The sequence below is a fragment of the Bacillus sp. GW821-FHT01G09 genome, assembly GCF_059422205.1.
This window is the reverse complement of record NZ_JBWKWL010000002.1, coordinates 271,195-290,920: the sequence shown is the minus strand read 5'-3', so window position 1 is coordinate 290,920 and position 19,726 is coordinate 271,195. Positions and strand designations below refer to the sequence as shown.

23 protein-coding genes are annotated in these 19,726 nt (G+C 43.6%); 8 read left to right on the top strand and 15 right to left on the bottom strand.

The genetic code is table 11. From position 1 onward, the window contains the following. Positions 1-60: 60 nt before the first annotated feature. Positions 61-1,905, bottom strand: coding sequence for a monovalent cation:proton antiporter family protein (locus tag AC07VD_RS06880; RefSeq protein ID WP_038828799.1), 1,845 nt, complete (start codon positions 1,903-1,905; stop codon positions 61-63). Positions 1,906-2,136: 231 nt separating this feature from the next. Here AC07VD_RS06880 and prpE point away from each other — a divergent pair, with 231 nt between their 5' ends. Continuing rightward, positions 2,137-2,871, top strand: coding sequence for a bis(5'-nucleosyl)-tetraphosphatase PrpE (gene prpE / locus AC07VD_RS06875; protein ID WP_015383361.1), 735 nt, complete (start codon positions 2,137-2,139; stop codon positions 2,869-2,871). A 12-nt stretch (positions 2,872-2,883) separates the two neighbouring features. Here prpE and AC07VD_RS06870 read toward each other — a convergent pair whose 3' ends face one another. The 4 genes from AC07VD_RS06870 to AC07VD_RS06855 are packed head-to-tail and all read right to left on the bottom strand — an operon-like array spanning position 2,884 to position 5,649. Continuing rightward, positions 2,884-3,783: an RluA family pseudouridine synthase gene (locus tag AC07VD_RS06870; protein ID WP_494721666.1), complete on the bottom strand. Its 900-nt coding sequence runs from the start codon at positions 3,781-3,783 to the stop codon at positions 2,884-2,886. A 14-nt stretch (positions 3,784-3,797) separates the two neighbouring features. Beyond that, entirely contained in the window at positions 3,798-4,598 is an 801-nt protein-coding gene (locus tag AC07VD_RS06865) for an NAD kinase (RefSeq protein ID WP_003232918.1), read from the bottom strand. A gap of 18 nt (positions 4,599-4,616) precedes the next feature. Further along, positions 4,617-5,252 (bottom strand): GTP diphosphokinase, encoded by a 636-nt coding sequence (gene yjbM / locus AC07VD_RS06860; protein ID WP_003245294.1) that lies wholly within the window; start codon positions 5,250-5,252, stop codon positions 4,617-4,619. A gap of 28 nt (positions 5,253-5,280) precedes the next feature. Further along, positions 5,281-5,649: a UPF0738 family protein gene (locus AC07VD_RS06855; protein ID WP_003232922.1), complete on the bottom strand. Its 369-nt coding sequence runs from the start codon at positions 5,647-5,649 to the stop codon at positions 5,281-5,283. Between the two features lie 124 nt (positions 5,650-5,773). On the opposite strand from AC07VD_RS06855, the gene AC07VD_RS06850 reads away from it, so the two are divergent. From AC07VD_RS06850 to AC07VD_RS06830, 5 genes are all read left to right on the top strand, one after another. Continuing rightward, on the top strand, positions 5,774-6,346 hold the full coding sequence (locus AC07VD_RS06850; protein WP_015252351.1) for a CYTH domain-containing protein: 573 nt from the start codon (positions 5,774-5,776) through the stop codon (positions 6,344-6,346). A 14-nt stretch (positions 6,347-6,360) separates the two neighbouring features. After that, the gene (cwlQ, locus tag AC07VD_RS06845) at positions 6,361-7,095 is read left to right on the top strand and encodes a bifunctional muramidase/murein lytic transglycosylase (protein WP_024573347.1); all 735 of its coding nucleotides are present in this window, start codon (positions 6,361-6,363) and stop codon (positions 7,093-7,095) included. A gap of 251 nt (positions 7,096-7,346) precedes the next feature. Then, positions 7,347-7,745 (top strand): globin domain-containing protein, encoded by a 399-nt coding sequence (locus AC07VD_RS06840; RefSeq protein ID WP_003232928.1) that lies wholly within the window; start codon positions 7,347-7,349, stop codon positions 7,743-7,745. After that, positions 7,742-8,641, top strand: coding sequence for a protease adaptor protein SpxH (gene spxH / locus AC07VD_RS06835; protein ID WP_024573348.1), 900 nt, complete (start codon positions 7,742-7,744; stop codon positions 8,639-8,641). The genes AC07VD_RS06840 and spxH overlap by 4 nt, the downstream gene beginning before the upstream one ends. Before the next feature lie 315 nt (positions 8,642-8,956). Further along, positions 8,957-9,124 carry a hypothetical protein gene (locus tag AC07VD_RS06830; protein ID WP_003244944.1) on the top strand — a complete coding sequence of 56 codons (168 nt, stop codon included), beginning with the start codon at positions 8,957-8,959 and terminating at the stop codon, positions 9,122-9,124. Positions 9,125-9,161: 37 nt separating this feature from the next. On the opposite strand, the gene pepF is transcribed toward AC07VD_RS06830, so the two are convergent. Together pepF and coiA are read right to left on the bottom strand one after the other, a co-directional pair. After that, on the bottom strand, positions 9,162-10,991 hold the full coding sequence (gene pepF, locus AC07VD_RS06825) for an oligoendopeptidase F (protein ID WP_003245178.1): 1,830 nt from the start codon (positions 10,989-10,991) through the stop codon (positions 9,162-9,164). Between the two features lie 229 nt (positions 10,992-11,220). Beyond that, positions 11,221-12,342 (bottom strand): competence protein CoiA, encoded by a 1,122-nt coding sequence (gene coiA, locus AC07VD_RS06820; protein WP_252152341.1) that lies wholly within the window; start codon positions 12,340-12,342, stop codon positions 11,221-11,223. A gap of 73 nt (positions 12,343-12,415) precedes the next feature. Between coiA and AC07VD_RS06815 the strand changes: the two genes are divergently transcribed. Then, the gene (locus tag AC07VD_RS06815; protein ID WP_003245684.1) at positions 12,416-12,538 is read left to right on the top strand and encodes a hypothetical protein; all 123 of its coding nucleotides are present in this window, start codon (positions 12,416-12,418) and stop codon (positions 12,536-12,538) included. Here the strand turns inward: AC07VD_RS06815 and mecA are convergent. Continuing rightward, complete coding sequence (gene mecA, locus AC07VD_RS06810; RefSeq protein WP_003245194.1) at positions 12,533-13,189, bottom strand: adaptor protein MecA; 657 nt, start codon at positions 13,187-13,189, stop codon at positions 12,533-12,535. The two genes, AC07VD_RS06815 and mecA, sit on opposite strands and share 6 nt — an antisense overlap. Continuing rightward, positions 13,156-13,296 (bottom strand): hypothetical protein, encoded by a 141-nt coding sequence (locus AC07VD_RS06805; RefSeq protein ID WP_119122854.1) that lies wholly within the window; start codon positions 13,294-13,296, stop codon positions 13,156-13,158. The genes mecA and AC07VD_RS06805 overlap by 34 nt, the downstream gene beginning before the upstream one ends. 169 nt (positions 13,297-13,465) lie before the next feature. Between AC07VD_RS06805 and AC07VD_RS06800 the strand changes: the two genes are divergently transcribed. Continuing rightward, positions 13,466-14,122, top strand: a complete 657-nt coding sequence (locus AC07VD_RS06800; protein ID WP_327826580.1) for a TerC family protein — start codon at positions 13,466-13,468, stop codon at positions 14,120-14,122. Between the two features lie 42 nt (positions 14,123-14,164). Here AC07VD_RS06800 and spx read toward each other — a convergent pair whose 3' ends face one another. The 6 genes from spx to oppC form a co-directional block, all read right to left on the bottom strand. Next, positions 14,165-14,560 (bottom strand): transcriptional regulator Spx, encoded by a 396-nt coding sequence (gene spx / locus AC07VD_RS06795; protein WP_014476435.1) that lies wholly within the window; start codon positions 14,558-14,560, stop codon positions 14,165-14,167. Positions 14,561-14,740: 180 nt separating this feature from the next. After that, a complete protein-coding gene (locus AC07VD_RS06790) occupies positions 14,741-15,319 on the bottom strand; it encodes a GNAT family N-acetyltransferase (RefSeq protein WP_003224597.1) in 579 nt (192 codons plus the stop codon). A 163-nt stretch (positions 15,320-15,482) separates the two neighbouring features. Continuing rightward, complete coding sequence (locus AC07VD_RS06785) at positions 15,483-16,700, bottom strand: MFS transporter (protein WP_121591637.1); 1,218 nt, start codon at positions 16,698-16,700, stop codon at positions 15,483-15,485. Positions 16,701-16,808: 108 nt separating this feature from the next. Next, positions 16,809-17,726: an oligopeptide ABC transporter ATP-binding protein OppF gene (gene oppF / locus AC07VD_RS06780; protein WP_003245567.1), complete on the bottom strand. Its 918-nt coding sequence runs from the start codon at positions 17,724-17,726 to the stop codon at positions 16,809-16,811. 1 nt (position 17,727) lies between these two features. Continuing rightward, entirely contained in the window at positions 17,728-18,804 is a 1,077-nt protein-coding gene (oppD, locus tag AC07VD_RS06775; RefSeq protein ID WP_077670618.1) for an oligopeptide ABC transporter ATP-binding protein OppD, read from the bottom strand. 4 nt (positions 18,805-18,808) lie between these two features. Continuing rightward, positions 18,809-19,726, bottom strand: a complete 918-nt coding sequence (gene oppC, locus AC07VD_RS06770; protein WP_003232954.1) for an oligopeptide ABC transporter permease OppC — start codon at positions 19,724-19,726, stop codon at positions 18,809-18,811.

Genomic DNA, 19,726 nt, shown 5'->3' with positions numbered 1-19,726 from the left:
GAATACATATTGAATTGTTCTGCACCTCTATATTAACACGAATCCTTATTTGGTCAAGATTTATCCTTCCAATGTTTTCTTAAGATCCGTTACGTATCCCCGAGATCCGGTGACAATTAAACGGTCTCCAAGTTTCAGCCTTGTATCCCCATGAGGAACGATGCTGTCCACACCTCTGAAGATCCTGACAAAGATGACGTCACCTGTTAAAGGGAATTCCCGTAAAATCACACCGTCGTATTTACTGTTCTCCATATTAATTTGATACAGCGAAGACTCTTGGTTCGTGAGCAGCTTCATGACGCCAGGCGCTTCAATCAGTGCGCGAAGCAGCGTTTTTGTCGACAGCAGAATAGAAAAGATGCTGATTCCCTGCTCCTTCAGAACTGCTTCATGCTCCGGTGATCCTACGCTTGCAATGACTCTTTCTGTGCCTTTTTCTTTTGCAAGTAAAGCAATGTCTGCATTCATATCTTCATTTCCTGTCGCCACAACGAGGATATCCGTTTCAAAAATGCCGAGTGATTCAAGCGTCTCGTGTTCATAGTCAGAAATTGTTTCAACAGCAAACACTGATTCTGACAGCTTTTCCTCCGCATTCTCTTGATAGACGTGTACAACACGCACGTCATACTCTTCCTCTGGCAATTCGAGTGTAACAGGCAAAGTCATTTGATTGGCGCCAATGAACGTAATCGTCTTTTTCTCCTCCGGCTGCTCTTCCCGTTTGTATAATTTTTTAAAACAGATCGGCGTAAAAATACTTGCAATGACGGCTACTAAAATGAGCGCTCCTGACATATTTGCACTGATCACGTGAAGCTGCTGGCCGATTGTTGCAGCGGCAATCACGAGCGAAAGCGTTGATGTCAGCAGGAAACCAGACGCGAAAATGGTTCGGTTATCATACCACTTCTTTAGGTACATGACAGGAATGATTTTGCTGACTAACAGCGCCAGCAGCAGAAGCGGAATCATGATTAAAATTGTTTTATCCTGAAAAAGAGTCCAAATATCCAGCTTCACACCGACCATCACAAAGAAAATCGGTATTAAGAACCCATAACCAAATGAATCCAGCTGCTGAACAAGTTCTTTGTTTGGCGAAAGCAGGGAAACAAGTACCCCCGCCAAGAAAGCGCCGAGAATATTTTCCGCCCCAAGTGATTCAGACAGGGCAACGAGTACAATAATTAACGTAAAAATGGCACGCGTCCCGATCTGGATCGTCCCTTTTGACATGGACTGAACAAAAGAGCGATGTTTAAAGACCCGGCCGAAAAAGTAAAGCACCACTCCGGCCGCAAACAGAATCATCAGGAGCCACATGTTTCCGCTGTCCTCTCCGTATAAAGAAGAAAAAACAGCAAGAAGAATCATCGTGGCCAAATCAGCAATAACAGCAACAAGCAAAATAATCTGCCCGATATTCGAATTCATGATCCGTTCTTCTTTTAATGTTGGAACGACAACGCCTAATGAAATCGTTGAAATAATCAGGGTCATCAAAAATGCATTTTGGATAAATCCGGCCAAGACGAACCCATAGGACAAGAGCAATGATAAAATAAAAATACCGACGAAAATAACAGATGCCGCAGCAAACGTATTCGGCGCTTCCTTGCCATTCGGCAGGAACTGCTTTTTCTTTCCTTTCTCAAACGACGAAAAATCAATTTCAAGCCCGCTTAAAAACATCAAAAAGATAAATCCGAGCATAGAGAGTGTTTGGAGCCAGGTGTCACCCTCCACAACTAAATTAAGGCCGCTTTTCCCAATAATCAGCCCCATAATGATTTCAGCAACAACAACCGGGATGCTGAGTTTAAACCGATGCAAAAGGATGGGTGTCAAAAATGCAACGATAAGTACAACAACTAATGATGCGACAGATGTATGCGCCATAATCAGAACCTCCTTTTTAAGTCAGGGTTATGCTAGTTCTCACTCAGAGAACAAAACCTCATTTTTAAAAAACATAACGCGATTTTAACAAGGGTGATGATGAAAAATAAAGTGATAAGGTCTTAATCCTGTTTAGAAAATGATTCTTCTATAATTTGCACATAAAAGCTTGTGATGACTCACACCACTTTGCTTCATAATAAATAAAACAATTGGTAAGGAGGATACCGCATGGCTTACGATATCATCAGCGATATTCATGGCTGCTATGACGAAATGACTGCATTAATCCAAAAGCTTGGCTATACAATCAAAAATGGAGTACCTGTCCACGAAGAAGGCAGGGTGCTTGTTTTTGCCGGAGATTTAACTGACAGAGGGCCTAAATCGATAGAGGTCATCCGATTTGTAGCCGGCGCTTACGAAAAAGGCGCTGTACGTTATGTCCCGGGAAACCATTGCAATAAATTATATCGTTACTTAAAAGGAAATCCGGTAAAAGTGATGCATGGTCTCGAAACAACAGCGGCAGAGCTTGAGGAACTTTCCAAGGATGAGAGAAAAGCAGTCAGCGAACAGTTTATGAAGCTGTACGAAACAGCGCCGCTTTACGACATCTTACATAATGGAGAATTAGTTGTCGCCCATGCTGGCATAAGAGCTGACGATATCGGCAAATATACCCGCAGAGTGAAGGACTTTGTGCTTTACGGTGACGTGACGGGTGAAACATATCCGGACGGCAGACCCGTCAGACGTGATTGGGCGGCAGCCTATAACGGAAAGGCTTGGGTGGTATACGGTCATACACCTGTGAAAGAGCCTCGGAAGGTCAATCGCACCATCAACATTGATACAGGCTGCGTGTTCGGAAATCAACTGACAGGCTTTCGCTTTCCAGAAATAGAAACCGTCTCTGTGCCAAGCTCCCTGCCCTACGACGAATCAAGATTTCGCCCCATATAAAAAAGGAGAGAATCAATGATTCTCTCCTTTTATCAGTTTTCTCATATCCTGAGGCAGTGGAGCATGAAACGTCATGTTCTCCTGTGTCAGCGGATGGATAAATGAAAGATGCTCGCTGTGCAGAGCCTGTCGGCCAATTTCCTGTCTCGTTCCGCCGTACAGTGTATCGCCGCACAACGGGTGCCCGAGATAGCTCATATGAACACGAATTTGATGGGTTCGTCCAGTCTCAAGCTGCAATGCCACCGAGGTTATGTCGTCATTTGCACATGTGACGTAAAAATGAGTAACAGCCTTCTGGCCGTCTGGCGTTACCGTCCGTTCAATAATACTGTCAGGATGTCTGCCAATCGGAGCATCGACTGTTCCCTCCATCTGCGCCATCCGCCCGTGAACCACTGCCGCATACCGGCGTTTCACAAGGCCGTTTTTTTGCGCAGACGATAAAATGGAGTGGGCAAATCGATGCTTGGCAACAAGCATGACACCTGATGTATCCCGGTCTAGCCGGGTGACAAGATGTACTGTCGCCCTCACTCCGGTTGTTTGATAATGATCAATAATTCCATTGGCAATGCTGCCGGAGGGGTGCTCTCTCGAAGGGATTGATGACACATACGGCTGCTTGTTTATCACAAGCACATGTTCATCCTCATAAAGGATATCGAGCGGAACAGGCTCTGCCAACAGCGTCTCGCTCACCTGTTCCTCAGGAAACTTCACGATAAGAAGATCTCCCTCTTTCAAAACGTATTTGACCGTCACATGCTCACCGTTAATCTGCAGGTCTCCCCCGCCAAACTTAATATCGGTCAGCAGACGTTTCGAAATTCCCAGTTCACCGGCATATTCTTTTACAGTCATCCCGTCCTCAGCGGAAGTAATGTTCTTTCTGATAAAAAAATGCTCCACGATATGTCCTCTTTCTATTCACCTTTTCCAATAAACGAATCCTGGACTCTTTTCCAAAATGGAAACGGACGGAATCTCGCAAACCGCACTTTTTCGGATGCAACCTGGCAGCGGATCGACTTTACATCCTTATGGAGAAGGGTTAAATGGTCAATCGTCACTTGAAAGTCAACTTCGTTTCTCGGCTTAATCATGCAATCATGATGGGATGGGAGAAGCAGAGGTGACCCGACCGTACGGAACACGCGGTTATTAATTGAAGCCATTTCCGCAAGCTGGATCGCCCTGATAGAGGGATGGATAATCGCTCCGCCCAGCGCCTTATTGTAGGCTGTGCTGCCTGATGGAGTAGACAGGCAGAGGCCGTCGCCCCGGAAGGTTTCAAAGAGCTGCCCTTTGATTTCCACATCAGCAACAAGGCTTCCTTCGATGCTTTTAATCGTACATTCATTCAAAGCTAAGTATCTTTCTTCCCGCTCGTTTTCGTGATAGGTCACAATGACTTCGAGAAGCGGATATTCGACTGTATGATACGGCGTTTTCGCGATGGCAAGAACAAGTTTTTCAATTTCATGAGGAACCCAGTCGGCATAAAAACCCAGATGACCTGTGTGAACGCCGACAAATGCTGTTTTGTCCAAGCGGTCGCTGTATCTGTGAAAAGCATACAAAAGCGTTCCGTCGCCTCCGACTGAAATAACGATTTCCGGTTCATTTTCATCCAGTTCCATATCAAAATCCAATAAATACGCCTGTATTTTGCTTTTCAGCGTATCAGAAACTTGATCTCCTTTTGATGATACGGCAAATTTCATGCTCTTCTTCCCCTTTACCTATTGTTGCTCGCTTCCTTTTTTCTTTCTTGAAAAGGCAGCTTGAGCTTCCTGTACTTCACCCCTGATCTCCGACATCTCTTCATCAAGCCGGGAAGCCGCTTCAGAAGCGCGCTGAAGCCTTAGTTTTACTTTTTCAGGAATGTTTCCGCTGTATTTATAATTCAATGAATGCTCAATGGTCGCCCAAAAATTCATCGCCAGTGTACGGATCTGTATTTCCACGAGAACATGCTTTTCTCCGGATACCGTCTGCAAAGGGTACAGCACAACAAGATGGTATGACCGGTATCCGCTCTCTTTATGTTCCGCAATATAATCTCTCTGATCCACAACGGTGAAATCTTTTCTGGCAAAAAGCATCTCTTTTACGATTTGGATGTCATCGACAAATTGGCACATGATTCTAAGGCCAGCAATGTCCTGCATGGTTTCAATTTCATGCAGCGGTATGCTTTTCCGTCTCGCTTTTTCAAGTATGCTCGCCACAGGCTTGACGCGTCCGGTCACAAATTCGATCGGTGAATGGTCGTCCTCGTATTCATATAGTGTGCGGATCCCCTTGAGCTTCACTTTCAACTCTTCGACAGCCTGGCGGTACGGCACTAAAAAACGCTCCCATTGTTTGTCATCCATCATACATCCCCCAATTCCGAACCAGTTTCTATAAAAACACGCGTTTCACTTTTTCTTCCATTTCTTCTCCATAGTTTGCATTATCCTTTATATTTTCTAAAAGATATTCCAGCTCCTCATGCAGGCCTGCCAGTTCAATTGTTTGGTCTCCTGCCTCTAAAACAACCGGTATTTTTTGTGCATGGGCCTGCTTCAGTTCCGGCCATACATGTTCCTTTATAATGACATATTCAAAAGAATCAGCTAATTCAAGTATGTATACAAAAGCAAAGTGGTCAGAATCAACAAGCATTTGACCTGACGGCTTGCGTTCAGCTTCGTTTCCTTCTGTCTGACAGGCAAGGCGAAGCTGATCATCCGATAATGTTGCATTCAAAATTTCGATTCTGTTTTGCATAATGCTCTCCTTTTTTAAACAAAGTACAGATTCATTTTATCATATCGAGCTCGATATTGATAAACCTAACATCTAAAGAGATAATAGTAAAAATAAGATTTACAGGGCGGAAAGGAAGAGCATCATGAGCCAAGAAATTGAAATCGAATTTAAAAACATGCTGACCAAACAAGAATTCAAAAACATAGCAGCGGCACTCCAGCTGACAGAAAAAGATTTTACAGATCAAAAGAATCATTATTTTGATACAGACAGCTTCGCGCTGAAACAAAAACATGCTGCGCTTCGTATCCGCAGAAAAAACGGAAAGTATGTTCTTACATTAAAGGAGCCGGCTGATGTAGGGCTTTTGGAAACGCACCAGCAGCTTTCAGAGGTATCAGATCTCGCTGGATTTTCAGTTCCCGAGGGCCCCGTGAAGGACCAGCTGCACAAGCTTCAGATCGATACGGATGCCATTCAATACTTTGGATCTTTAGCAACAAACCGTGCGGAAAAAGAAACAGAAAAAGGCTTAATAGTTTTAGACCACAGCCGATATTTAAATAAAGAGGACTATGAAATTGAATTTGAGGCGGCGGATTGGCATGAGGGCAGACAAGCCTTCGAGAAGCTGCTTCAGCAATTCAGCATTCCTCAGCGCGAAACCAAAAATAAAATTCTGCGTTTTTATGAAGAAAAACGAAAGTCTATATAAGGTGGAATGACATCGTGAATGTAACGAATTGGGCAGCTTTACTTCAGCTTCAGGCACTACAGTCCATATCTAATGCACGCAGCAGCACGGACACTCAGAATACGGAAAGCCCGCTTTCAAGTTTCAGTTCTTTGCTCAGCCAATATACAAACGGTCTGACATCTCAGCAATCAGCACCTTCTTCATCGCCAAGCCCGCTCAGCATGCTGAACAGCGCGAATACAACAGCGCCGTCACTGCTTTCAGCGTATGGGCTTAACTCATATACGAGCAGCAATTCAGGTTCAATCACAAAAGCGGCAGAAAGCACTAAAACAGCTGCTGCAGATTCAGCTTCAAACAAACACGAAGCAAATCAGATTAGTTCGGGAGACTTTTCTATTGACAGTGCGATTAAAAAAGCCGCTGATAAATATGGCGTTGATGAAAAACTGATCCGTGCCGTCATCAAACAAGAATCAGGCTTTAATGCAAAAGCGGTCAGCGGAGCAGGTGCGATGGGCCTCATGCAGCTGATGCCGTCAACAGCAAGCTCACTTGGCGTTTCCAATCCGCTTGATCCACAACAAAATGTGGAAGGCGGAACGAAATATTTAAAACAAATGCTGGATAAATACGACGGCAATGTGTCTATGGCATTAGCGGCTTACAACGCCGGACCGGGGAATGTTGACCGATACGGAGGCATTCCTCCTTTTCAAGAAACGCAAAACTATGTAAAAAAAATAACTTCAGCTTATTACGCGTAACCAGAGGGCTTCCCCTCTGGTTTTTTTGCGAAGTGAAATCTTACGCATTCCTGATTTTTATGTGATATGATATGAAATACAAACCCCGGCTGTCAGCCGAAATGAGTCATCATACGCAAAAAAGGCAGTTTGTTTGTAGAAATGATGCCTTGTTGCTAAAATAAACCTAGATGAAACAATGAAATACAGAAAATTACTTTTTGCAATAGGATTTATGATTCCTATTAGCCATATTTAAAGGAGTAGTCAACATGGGACAATCGTTTAACGCACCTTATGAAGCGATTGGAGAGGAACTTCTATCGCAACTTGTTGATACTTTTTATGAGCGTGTCGCGTCTCATCCTTTGCTGAAGCCGATTTTTCCAAGCGATTTGACAGAAACCGCCAGGAAACAGAAGCAATTCTTAACTCAGTATTTAGGCGGGCCTCCTCTTTATACTGAGGAACACGGCCATCCTATGCTCAGAGCAAGGCATCTTCCCTTTCCAATTACAAACGAGAGAGCTGATGCGTGGCTCAGCTGTATGAAGGACGCAATGGACCATGTAGGGCTGGAGGGCGAAATTCGTGAGTTTTTGTTTGGCCGGCTGGAGTTGACAGCAAGGCATATGGTGAATCAAACGGAAGCGGAGGATCGATCATCTTGACAAACTATCAGCATGAGCTATACTTCGCCCATTGCCACGGTCATCCAAAAAAACCGCTTGAAATTTATATGTTTGTAGACCCTTTATGTCCTGAATGCTGGTCCTTAGAGCCCGTCATCAAAAAGCTGAAAATCAGATACGGACGTTTTTTCACCTTACGCATTATCGCTTCCGCAAGCCTTACCGCTTTAAATAAAAAGCGAAAAAAGCATCTTCTCGCAGAAGCATGGGAAAAGATCGCGAGCCGCTCTGGCATGTCATGTGACGGCAATGTCTGGTTCGAACAGGAACAGCCGCTTTCATCGCCTTATATGGCTGCTCTCGCTTTTAAAGCAGCCGAATTGCAAGGACGAAAAGCCGGCATGCAATTTCTCAGAAATATGCAGGAGAGCCTATTTGTTTCAAAGAAAAATATTACGGATGAAAACGTGCTTTTGGAGATTGCTGAAAATACAAGTCTCGATCTTGAAGAATTCAAAAAAGATCTGCATTCTCAAAGCGCGGTCAAGGCGCTTCAATGTGACATGAAAATTGCTGCTGAGATGGATGTTTCTGTTAATCCGACACTGACGTTTTTTAATACGCAGCATGAGGATGAAGGGCTTAAAGTTCCTGGCAGCTACTCATATGATGTATATGAAGAAATTTTATTTGAGATGCTTGGCGACGAGCCGAAGCCGTCGGAAACACCGCCTTTAGAATGTTTTATTGAATATTTCCGCTTCGTTGCCTCGAAGGAAATTGCTCTTGTATATGACCTGAGCTTGGAAGAGGTAGAAAAAGAAATGAAAAAACTGGCGTTTGCTAAAAAGGTTGCCAAAGTGGAAGCCAAACACGGAATGTTTTGGAAGTCTCTCAGCACTTATTCTGATGAATATCAATCATGTGAAAAATAGCCGCAGGCGTGCATATGCTTGAGGCTGTTTTTTTTACGCCCTGAATCAAACGTATGTTCTGTTTTTAGCGCTAAAGAAACCGCGCCGGGATAAGCGCGGTTTCATATGTCTTAACGACAACAAAGGGGATGGGAGAAATTTTTCACGGTCAAACAAAGGGGTAATGTTTGTTTGTGATCAATTTCACATCCTTATGATAACAAAAGATGTCGACTTTTGACAACCTCTATGCTTAATGTTCATATTTTTGTCACAAAACATAACGAAGTGCATTCACTCATATCCTTATAAGGAAAAAGGACGAGGAGGACCGCCATGATGTCTACTTTGATCTCAATTGTGTGCATTGCCGTTTTTTTCTGTCTGAATATCTTAGGCATGATGCATATGCTGCCGCTTTATATTACCTCTCCTCTGCTGTTTCTGTCTATTTTGTTTACCCTCTACCGCTTGAATCACCGGAAAACCTTTAAAGGGTTTTAAAAAAGCCTGTGCGTCATTTCCGCACAGGCTTACTTTTTTAAGACTGCTTGACTTTCATCAGCAGCTCTTCCATTTCATCAAGTTTTTCTTCAAACATTTTGCACGCGGCTTCGATTGGCTCTGGAGACGTCATATCAACACCCGCTTTTTTCAGGACATCAATCGGGTATTGTGAGCTTCCCGCTTTCAGGAAGTCAATATAACGGTCAACCGCCGGCTTTCCTTCCTTCAAAATCTGGCTGCTTAATGCTTGGGCAGCGCTGTACCCTGTCGCATACTGATACACATAGTAATTGTAATAGAAGTGCGGAATTCGCGACCATTCAAGGCCGATTTCCTTATCAATCACCATGCCGTCTCCAAAATACTTTTTATTCAGGTCGTAATAGACATTTGTCAGAAGCTCAGGTGTAAGCGGCTCGCCTTCTTGCGCCTTTGTATGGATCAGATGTTCAAATTCAGCGAACATCGTTTGTCTGAAAACCGTTCCCCTGAAGCCCTCAAGCATATGGTTGAGAATATATAAGCGCTGTTTTTCATCCTCTAAATTGTTCAGCAGATATTCGCCAAGGAGCGCTTCATTTGTCGTAGAGGCAACTTCCGCGACAAAGATGCTGTAATTGCCATATGGATAAGGCTGGTGCTTTCTCGTATAGTAGCTGTGTACGGAATGTCCAAACTCGTGCACGAGCGTAAAGAGATTATTGACGTTATTATGCCAGTTCATCAAAATATACGGATTCGTGCCGTAAGCTCCTGATGAATAAGCCCCATTGCGTTTGCCTTTATTTTCGTAAACGTCCACCCAGCGGTTTTCCAGTCCTTCTTTTAGGATAGAGGCATATTCTTCCCCTAAAGGTGCAAGGCCTTTCAGCATGTAATCTTTGGCTTCCTCGTATGTCACCTTCATCCCAGCATCTTTCACAAGCGGTGTATACAGGTCATAGATATGCACTTCATCAAGCTCAAGCACTTTCTTTCTTAGCGCAATATAGCGGTGCAGGAGCGGCAAATGCTTATTAATCGTCTTAACAAGGTTATCGTATACTTCCTCAGGAATACTGTTGTTAGAAAGCGCAGCCTCACGCGCGGACTTGTACTTTTTCACTCTCGCGTAGAAGTTGTCCTTTTTCACAGTGCCGCTAAGCGTCGTGGCCATTGTATTTTTATATTGTCCGTACGTTTTATACACTGCGTCAAACGCATTTTTGCGGACTTCACGGTTTTCACTTTCCAAGAAATTAATAAAGTTGCCGTGAGTGATCTGTTTCTCATTCCCATCTTCGTCTTTAATGGACGGAAACGTAATATCTGCGTTATTTAACACGCTGAATGTATTTGAAGATGACCCCAGTACCTCGGAGGCTTCAGCAAGCAGCGCCTCTTCCTTCTCGCTCAGCACATGCGGACGTTCCTTTGTAATCTCCTCAATCGCATGAGAGTACAGCTTCAATTCTTCTTTTTCAAGAATGAACTGCTGCAGTTTGTCTTCTTCTATGGATAAAATCTCCGGAACCAAATAAGCTGTCGCGCTTGCGGCCTGTGTATACAGGTTTCCCGCCTTGTCATTCAGCCCCTGGTAAAAGGAGTTCCCAGTATCCTGGTCAGAGCGCATATGCGCATATGTGTACAGCCTACCCAGCCGCTCCATCACTTTATCTTGATACGTAAGAGCCTCGTATAAATGATCAGCTGAATCTGCCAGCTTTCCTTTATACTTAGATAAATTCGGAATTAATTCTTTTACAGCTTGAAATTCTTTATTCCAGGCCTCATCACTAGGAAAAATATCCTCAAGTCTCCATGTGTCTTCTGCCTTTACCTCACTTCTGTCAGGCAGTTGGTTTGCTTTTTTTTCCTCAGCCATGGTGATCCCCCTCGTCTTCTTTGATTCAAGCCAATTGAAAAAACAGCTGTTTCTCAATAAACTTGTGTTGTGAATATCTTCCGGTTTTTCACTGCCTTTTGTCAAATCATATGCAGTAATGAAGAGAACGAATGCCAAAAAAGCAGTAAAAACACGAAAAACCTTTCCTTTTGTGCCATTCACAGCCTGCCCACCACCTTTGTCTTAGGGTGAGCCAAATAAGACAAACTCATTCTATAAAACAGCTGCGGTCTCTTTCTATAAGATCCTGCATGGAGTGTATGCCACCTGCAGGCTGATTCAGCACATATACTTCTTTCTGAGTCTCCCTTAAAAATCCCTTCTTGCACAAAAAATCAATATACTGTTTAACCGCTTCTGAAAGACACTCTTCGCTGCATTCGAACCTGAGTGCAATGTTCTTATTATGAATGTGCAGTTTGCACTGCTGCAAAACGGCTGAAAAACGAATTGGCGCACGTTTATCTCCAAGATCCGTCATAAACAAATAAAGAAACCCCTGCCACACAAAAACCGGACTCTTAAAAACTGCCCCTTTTCTAACAGGAACAAACACTTCAGTCGGCAGAAAAGAAAAAGGCGTCTGCCGCTTCTCATAAAACAGCAGCCTAAGGCGATTTATTTCCTTTGAGTTAAACCGATGAGGTTTATGGCGAAAACGGTGAATCGCTTTCGTCCAGCCTGAATATTGAATTGAGGGTTTCGGTTCAGTGAAAAAAAGATCGTCTGCACCTGCCCGATGGATAGGGATCGTTTGGACTGAGGAATAAGAATGGTTTGTGTAGAATGGAATGATGTGGCTGAGCCGGAGAAAAGAACGCCTTTCAGGACAATAACATATCAGCTCTCTGTATGGACTTGCATTGATAAACTGCCAATGAAAAGCTGAAAGCTGATAAAAGGACGAAGCAGTCCGTTTTAAGCGGCTGTATCCCATAATCCACTGCGGGATGATTCCTTCTTGTTTGAAGCCCTCTGTCCGCTTTTGAAAGACATCTGGAGCGATAGTGGCGCATTGATATTCAACAGCAAGCATATGCTCCTTGATTCTTGCCATGACGTCCGGTCTTTGGTTGATTGTCCTTATATACGGCTCCAATATTGGTGAAGCCCGTTGTGTTTTCAGCCATACATACAGCTGTCTTTTTCCTTCTAAGTGGTAGGCGCTTTCCGGTTCGATGTCTATGGAGCAGGACTTGTTCTGTTTATGGGCAAAATGCGGCGCTTTTTGAAGTCCGAGCTTCACAGCTAGCTCTCCTCCGCATACCGGACAGAAGAACCGTCTCCGCTTTAATTTCTGGTTTTGCTGAGCGCCTAGAAGGTGAAACATTTGGCCGTCTTCAGTCACAGCACTAAACAATTGTCATCTCTCCTTTCCAGATGAAGTATACTTTCTGGAAAAGATGATCAACTCCTGTTCGCTGTATTTTCTGCTTGTCTATATGTTTTTGATTTTTCACATCTCTAAAATGGCATTTTCGTGCATAAAAAAAACCGATTTCCGGAAGGAAATCGGTTTGCTATGATGCAAAGTGTTTTTTTATCGTTTCTAGAGCATGCTCTGAAATAATCAGCTTGCCGTACTCTTCAAGACGGTGTATGCTGATTGAGGATTCAGTTGCGTACTCCAGCAGGATGCTTAGCTGATTTTCAACCTCTTCATCAGTCATATTGCAAAAATCTACATATAAATAATATCGGTTCTCAAACGAATATAAAGTCGTTTTGCTTCCGTTAACGTTCAATTTAGATAGAGAAATAACATCCTCAAAATCGCCAAATCGCAAGACAAATTGAAGCTTTTGCTCCTTCTCTTCCTGATTGACGGCTTGCTCTTCTTTCTGGAAATCATCCAGCAAGGCGTCAAGATCCTCAGATGCTGGTTCTTGCTTTTTATCCTCAGGAATCGGCAGTTCGAGCTTTTGTCCGTCTTTGGAAAGCTGGGCTTTTGTGACGATGATTTCTAATCCTTTGTCCAGTGCCTGAACTTGAATCCAAAGTGGGCCTTCCACAGCGAATTCCTCTTCTTCATGAACTTCATCCATGACTTCCCAGAATAGTTCTTCACTGCGCTCACGGTTATACCAAATTTCTTCTCTGTCAAAACCGCGATCTTCAATATCTCCGTAAGACATATAAAATTTTACTGTATGCTCGTTAATTCTTTCAATTTCCATTTGCCAACCTTCCCTTCTATATAAGATGTTGAAGGGACATCTAAGCTCCCGATTAATTGTACTTTACTACACTTTACCCATTCCGTCCACATCTTAACCTTAACCAAGGCCAGTGTGAATTCCTTTGTATTTCTATTTTATGATAAAACAGTCACAAAAGAAATAAAAATGCACCTTTGCCTAAAAAACGGCAGTTCAGGCGGCTGATATCATAAAATACGACCTGTCTCATATAGTAGTAGTACAAGCGAAGGACTGAAAGCGAGGTGCCGCTTCATGGAGCATGATTATCTGATTTCTCTGCTTGTCATTGTTGGGATTGACCTGATCCTCGGCGGAGATAACGCGGTTGTCATTGCCATGGCCAGCAGACATTTGCCGGACAAGCAAAGGCAGCAAGCCATTATTCTCGGAACATTTATTGCCGTTGCCATGAGAATCGGATTAACAAGTGCAGCTGTATATCTTTTGAACATTCCGTTCTTGCAGTGCGCCGGCGGAATTTTCCTGCTGTATTTAGGATATCAGCTGCTGATTGAAAAAAAAGACACGAAACACATTAAAAGCAGCACCTCCATGTGGAGAGCGATACGAACGATTGTACTTGCAGATCTCTTTATGTCGCTGGACAACGTCATCGCAGTTGCGGGAGCTTCACACGGTGAGTTTTCTCTCGTTGTTATAGGTTTGTGTGTATCGGTTCCGGTTATTATTTGGGGCAGCAAACTCATCCATATTGCACTAGAGAAAATACCGCTTCTGATTTACGCGGGAAGCGGGCTGCTTGCTTATACTGGCGGAGAAATGATTGTCAGAGACAAAAAGCTGTCTCTTTTTATGGCGCAGCACGGCACAGTTGAAACGCTCCTCCCCATTTTGACGGTTGCGTTTGTCATCCTTGCGAGCATTTATTACCAGCAGGTTGAAAAATAAAAGAAGGCTGATGACTCAGCCTTCTTTTGATGATACGATCTATTAGTTTGCCAAACGCTGTGCTTCTCTTAATTGGAAAGAGCGAACTTTTCTTGGCAGGAAACGTCTGATTTCGTCTTCGTTATATCCGACCTGCAAACGTTTTTCGTCAATGATGATCGGACGGCGAAGCAACCCTGGATGCTCGTTGATCAAGCGGTACAAATCTTGCAGCGGCATAGATTCAACGTTCACATTCAGTTTTTGGAATACTTTTGAACGGGTTGAGATGATTTCATCTGTACCATCCTCAGTCATTCGAAGAATTTGTTTTATTTCATCAATTGATAAAGGTTCAGAGAAAATATTTCTTTCTACAAATGGAATATCGTGCTCCTCGAGCCACGCTCTCGCCTTTCTGCATGAAGTACAGCTTGGTGATGTGTATAGTGTAACCATTCATCTTCACTCCTCTAATTAGTAGGATGAACATCTATTTTATTCTTAAATTGAAATTACTCTAAAAAAGGAATCTTTACAGGTATTATACTATAAAAAAGTAAGTGTGAACAGTATCCTAAGAAAAAAATGTGTCAATCCAGCAAATTTTTAATGTTCATGATATGTTCTAATTCTCAATTAGCTTAACTGATCGAAAATATTTTTTTGTTTTTCTTCATCAATGAGTTTCAGGACTTCATCCGTTTTTTCGTACGATTCCCCGTACCATTTCTCGTCTTTATAAGTATGAATGTTTTCATATGTCTGTTTCATGGCTTCAAGAATTTCTTCTTCTGATTCTGTTTTTGGTGACCAGTACAGAATCTCCATCTTGTTTACTTCATTCGTAGCCAATGACCGGCGCCGGTACCCAATTGACTGAGCATGCTTGAAATGCTCTCTTTGATAAAACCTCAGGCGTTTTTCTGTATCAGTATCATCTTCATCCACAGGTTCCACCTCGAGCAATATGGGCTTATTTTTCTTTTTCAGCTTCGCGATCAATTTGCCGCCAAGCCCCTGCCCTCTTGCATCCTTAGACACATACAGATAATCAACGAAGATAAAAGAATCGAATTCCGCAAACATTAAAATATGATGTTTGCCTTCATCTTTATGATAAATATCGCTTCGCTCTTTCAGAAGAGCTTCCATATGCGCTTTTGATTTCATTTCTTCAATTGGAAAGTACTCGCTAAGCTTTTCATACCAGTTCATTGATTTGCTCCTTATGAGTTCGTTGTCTTCATACTTTTAGATATACCCCATTTCTTCTTGTTTAAACAGCCTTACATCTATAAAGACGTGCGAACTTCCTCCATGGTTTCATTTTTTTTCAGCAAAAACCGAGCCATCTGCTCCGTTCATTTTGAATTGTTTCTCATTGAACTCGATTTTCCCGCCTGTAATGAACCAGGCGGGGCTGCGCCAGTGCAATCAGAAATGTCATGATATATAATGCAGCAGCCGCGATAAAAGCTATTTTCGCACCAGCAGCATCAGCTACTAGCCCCATAATGGAGTAGGTGACGCCTGACCAAGGAGTCAAAATCGCATTTTTTGCAGCCATGATTCCGATTCGTTTCTGCTCGGGAATAACCTCCTGCAGCATGGTTTCCTGGCAAATATCACGCACCTGATAAAAAGGCCCCATTGCAGCACAAGCCAGAGCGCATAAAAATGGGACTGGAGAAAATGAAAACAAAAGGGTCAGCGCCGACATTACAAGCGAGCTGAACATAATGGCATAGCCCATATTCCGCTCAAAAAAAGAAGAAAAACGAATGGCAATCACACTGCCGACAATTGCGCCTATAAAATAGGAAGCGTTAAACATCCCCCACCACACCTCTGTTTCATGCAAAACAGCCGCAGTAAATGCGAGGAGAATAGCAGATGACCATACGGAACCCGCCAAAGCTTCTATCATGTCCATTACAGTAATGTCTCTTACAATAGGGATGATCATTAAATCCTTCCATATACTTCTGGCAGATGCTGTTTCAGCAGTTCCTACAGCCTCTTCTTCATTTACATGCAGCACACTGATGGAAGCTCCCGATAGAACAAACAGGCAAATGGCAGCGCCGACAACGAGTTCAAAAGGGACGGCGTACGTCAGAAGGCCTCCAAGGCCCCAGCCTGCTGTTAAGAACAATTGATTCGAGAGGGAGATCACACCATTCGCTTTTACATATTGCTTCTTTGGAACAATAATCGGCAGCAGCGCAAATCTTGCCGGCTGAAAAAAAGCGCCCGCGAAGGAAAAACAAAACACAAACAGCAGCGTAATCCAAAAGAATGCCTGTCCGTGATGAGTGACGCTGTATGCCATCAGGATTGTAAAGACCGCTCTCAGCAGATTCGCTCCCGCAAGCACCTTTTTAAAACCGAGAATGCGAAGCACCGGAGAGACGCAAAAGCTTGCTGCTATACTCGCAAACGACATGAACGATAAAATAAGGCTTGCCAAAAAAACGGAGTCAGTCATTTGATAGACCCGGACCATTAAAACGATTGTGACGAGGACTCCTGCTAAAGATTGAAAAGATTGAGACAGCAATAGCGCAAAAACATTTTTGTTATGCAGAAATTGAATTGTATTTCGCCTCCGCTTTTTTCCTCTAATTGTAAATGTCATCATTCTCACTTTCTATGATGCCGTAAAAAAAATCCTTCAAGAGATTTCTCTTGAAGGATTGATAAATCATGAAAAAGCTTTAAATTCGGCTTCCGTGCACATCACAAAATGTCCCGGTTTGACTTCACGGAATTCCATCGTTTCCCCATCCTTTAATTGATGGACAGACGGATCATATTTCTGGCGAACGCGATTTCTCTCATAGTCCGGATCAGGAAGCGGAATCGCAGAAAGCAATGATTTTGTATACGGGTGAAGCGGATTCTCATACAGCTCATCTGCCGGCGCAAGCTCAACCAGTTTCCCGAAATACATGACTCCAATGCGGTCACTGATGTATTTGACCATCGATAAATCGTGGGCAATAAACAGGTATGTGAGCCCTTTTTCTTTTTGCAGTTCTTTCATTAAATTCACGACCTGCGCTTGAATGGATACATCCAAAGCGGAAATCGGCTCATCCGCGATAATGAATTCCGGATCAACAGCAAGAGCTCTGGCAATCCCGATTCTTTGGCGCTGGCCGCCGGAAAATTCATGCGGATAGCGGTTCGCGTGTTCCTTGTTTAAACCAACTGTTTCCAATAGTTCATGAACTCGCTGCATCCGCTCTTTTTTCGTTTTCGCCAGCTTATGAATATCAAGGCCTTCAGCAATAATATCAGCAACTGTCATTCTCGGATTTAGGGATGCATAGGGGTCTTGGAAAATCATCTGCATTTTGCGGTTGAATTCCAGCAGCTTTTTCCGCGATTTTCTCCCGTGCACATTTTCACCGTTAAACAGCACCTCACCATCGGTTGCTTCGTACAGCCGGATAATGCTTCGGCCTGTTGTCGATTTACCGCAGCCAGATTCACCAACCAGCCCTAATGTTTCACCTTTATAGATATCAAATGATAAATCATCTACAGCCTTAACCGTTCCCCTCGGCGTGACAAAGTGCTGTTTTAAATGTTTGATTTCTAATAGTTTTTCAGTCAATTCATTCACCTTCTCTCACTAAGACAGGTTTTTCATACGTATTTGCCAGTTTACGCATTTTCGCTTTTACCGCTTCAGGCGGCTCTACCTTTGGCGCGTCAGGATGAAGCAGCCACGATTTTACATAATGTGTATCGGATACCTTAAACATTGGCGGCTCCTGTTCAAAATCGATTTTCATCGCGTAAGAGCTCCGCAGGGCAAAAGCATCTCCTTTTGGCGGGTTTGTCAAATCAGGCGGCGTGCCCGGAATGGCAGTCAGCTCTTCCTCTCCTGAACTTTCCAGTGTCGGCATGGATGCAAGAAGCCCCCAAGTGTACGGATGTCTCGGATCGTAGAAGATTTCGTCTACCGTACCGGTTTCTACAATCTGTCCCGCGTACATGACAGCGACCCGGTCAGCAACGTTAGCCACAACACCAAGATCGTGTGTGATAAAGATGATGGACGTGTCAATTTTCTTTTGCAAATCCTTCATTAATTCCAAAATTTGCGCTTGAATCGTTACATCAAGAGCAGTTGTCGGCTCATCGGCGATCAGAAGCTTCGGATTCGCTGCAAGCGCCATGGCAATGACAACCCGCTGCCTCATCCCGCCTGAAAATTCGTGCGGAAATTGGTTCACCCGCTTTTCCGGCATTGGGATACCGACTAATTCCAGCAGTTCAACCGCGCGTTTTTTAGCCGCTTCCTTCGAGATCTTTTCGTGTTTAAAAAGCACTTCCGTAATTTGTTTACCGACCTTCATCGTTGGATTTAAAGAGGTCATCGGATCTTGGAATATCATGCCGATCTCTTTTCCTCGGACATTTTGCATTTCTTTTTCGGACAGCGGCACCAGATCCTTTCCTTCAAACAGGATCTCACCGCGTTTGAAATAACCCGGAGGCATTGGAATCAGCTTCATAATCGCTTGAGAGGTTACACTTTTTCCGGAACCTGATTCTCCAACAATGGCCAGCGTCTCTCCTTTATCCAGATGGAAATTCACTCCGCGGATCGCCTGGACCTCTCCGCCATATGTTTTAAATGAAATTGCTAAATCTTTTACTTCTAATAGGCGTGTCACCCGTATCACTCCCTTATTTACGTAACTTAGGATCCAATGCGTCTCTTAATCCGTCGCCGACAACGTTAAAACCAAACATTGTAATGCAGATAAATCCGGCAGGGAAGAATAAACGCCACGGATAATAGGTCAATGCAGGCAATCCGTCAGAAGCCATCGTTCCCCAGCTTGCCAGCGGAGCCGGAACACCAAGTCCCAAATAGCTTAAAAAGGCTTCTGTAAAAATCGCAGTAGGAACTGTCAGTGTCATCGTGACCAAAATAGAACCCATTGCGTTTGGCACGATATGTTTAAACAGCAGACGGGATGTTTTTGCACCCAGTGTCTGTGAAGCAAGCACATACTCTTGATTCTTCAGCTGCAGCACTTGTCCACGCACGATTCTGGCCATGTTAATCCAGCCCGTAATCGTCATGGCAATAATAATCGTAAATAGCCCTTTCGGAAGAACAACCATCAGTAAGATAACCATTAATAATGAAGGAACTGCCCAAAGGATGTCAGCGATACGCATCATGATTTCGTCCGTTCTTCCTCCGCGGAAGCCTGAAATGCTCCCCCAAATGACGCCGATCAGCAAATCAAGAACAGCAGCTGCAACACCGATAAAGATTGAGATTCGCGCCCCTACCCATGTACGGACGAAAATGTCCCGCCCAAGATCATCTGTTCCGAACCAGTGATCTTTTGAAGGGGGCTTATCCGCATTTAAGAGATTAGTAGTTGAATAATCATACCTTGAGAACATCGGCGCAAAAATTGCCATAAGGATAATAAGTACGATAATGATAAGCCCGACCATTGCAAGCTTATTGCTGCGGAAGCGAAGCATCGCATCTTTCCAGAGGGAAAGGCTCTTTTTACTTATTTTTTCTGCATCGCCGGCATTCGCTGCGGCTGGTTCAAACATGTTTTTTGGAATGTTCTGCAT

Bases quoted from the DNA above. Each gene is read 5' to 3' on its own strand.
- AC07VD_RS06880 (WP_038828799.1), bottom strand. From the start codon at position 1,905: ATGGCGCATACATCTGTCGCATCATTAGTTGTTGTACTTATCGTTGCA.
- prpE (WP_015383361.1), top strand. From the start codon at position 2,137: ATGGCTTACGATATCATCAGCGATATTCATGGCTGCTATGACGAAATG.
- AC07VD_RS06865 (WP_003232918.1), bottom strand. From the start codon at position 4,598: ATGAAATTTGCCGTATCATCAAAAGGAGATCAAGTTTCTGATACGCTG.
- yjbM (WP_003245294.1), bottom strand. From the start codon at position 5,252: ATGGATGACAAACAATGGGAGCGTTTTTTAGTGCCGTACCGCCAGGCT.
- AC07VD_RS06855 (WP_003232922.1), bottom strand. From the start codon at position 5,649: ATGCAAAACAGAATCGAAATTTTGAATGCAACATTATCGGATGATCAG.
- AC07VD_RS06850 (WP_015252351.1), top strand. From the start codon at position 5,774: ATGAGCCAAGAAATTGAAATCGAATTTAAAAACATGCTGACCAAACAA.
- AC07VD_RS06840 (WP_003232928.1), top strand. From the start codon at position 7,347: ATGGGACAATCGTTTAACGCACCTTATGAAGCGATTGGAGAGGAACTT.
- AC07VD_RS06830 (WP_003244944.1), top strand. From the start codon at position 8,957: ATGATGTCTACTTTGATCTCAATTGTGTGCATTGCCGTTTTTTTCTGT.
- pepF (WP_003245178.1), bottom strand. From the start codon at position 10,991: ATGGCTGAGGAAAAAAAAGCAAACCAACTGCCTGACAGAAGTGAGGTA.
- coiA (WP_252152341.1), bottom strand. From the start codon at position 12,342: ATGTTTCACCTTCTAGGCGCTCAGCAAAACCAGAAATTAAAGCGGAGA.
- AC07VD_RS06815 (WP_003245684.1), top strand. From the start codon at position 12,416: ATGATCAACTCCTGTTCGCTGTATTTTCTGCTTGTCTATATGTTTTTG.
- mecA (WP_003245194.1), bottom strand. From the start codon at position 13,189: ATGGAAATTGAAAGAATTAACGAGCATACAGTAAAATTTTATATGTCT.
- AC07VD_RS06800 (WP_327826580.1), top strand. From the start codon at position 13,466: ATGGAGCATGATTATCTGATTTCTCTGCTTGTCATTGTTGGGATTGAC.
- spx (WP_014476435.1), bottom strand. From the start codon at position 14,560: ATGGTTACACTATACACATCACCAAGCTGTACTTCATGCAGAAAGGCG.
- AC07VD_RS06790 (WP_003224597.1), bottom strand. From the start codon at position 15,319: ATGAACTGGTATGAAAAGCTTAGCGAGTACTTTCCAATTGAAGAAATG.
- oppC (WP_003232954.1), bottom strand. From the start codon at position 19,726: ATGCAGAACATTCCAAAAAACATGTTTGAACCAGCCGCAGCGAATGCC.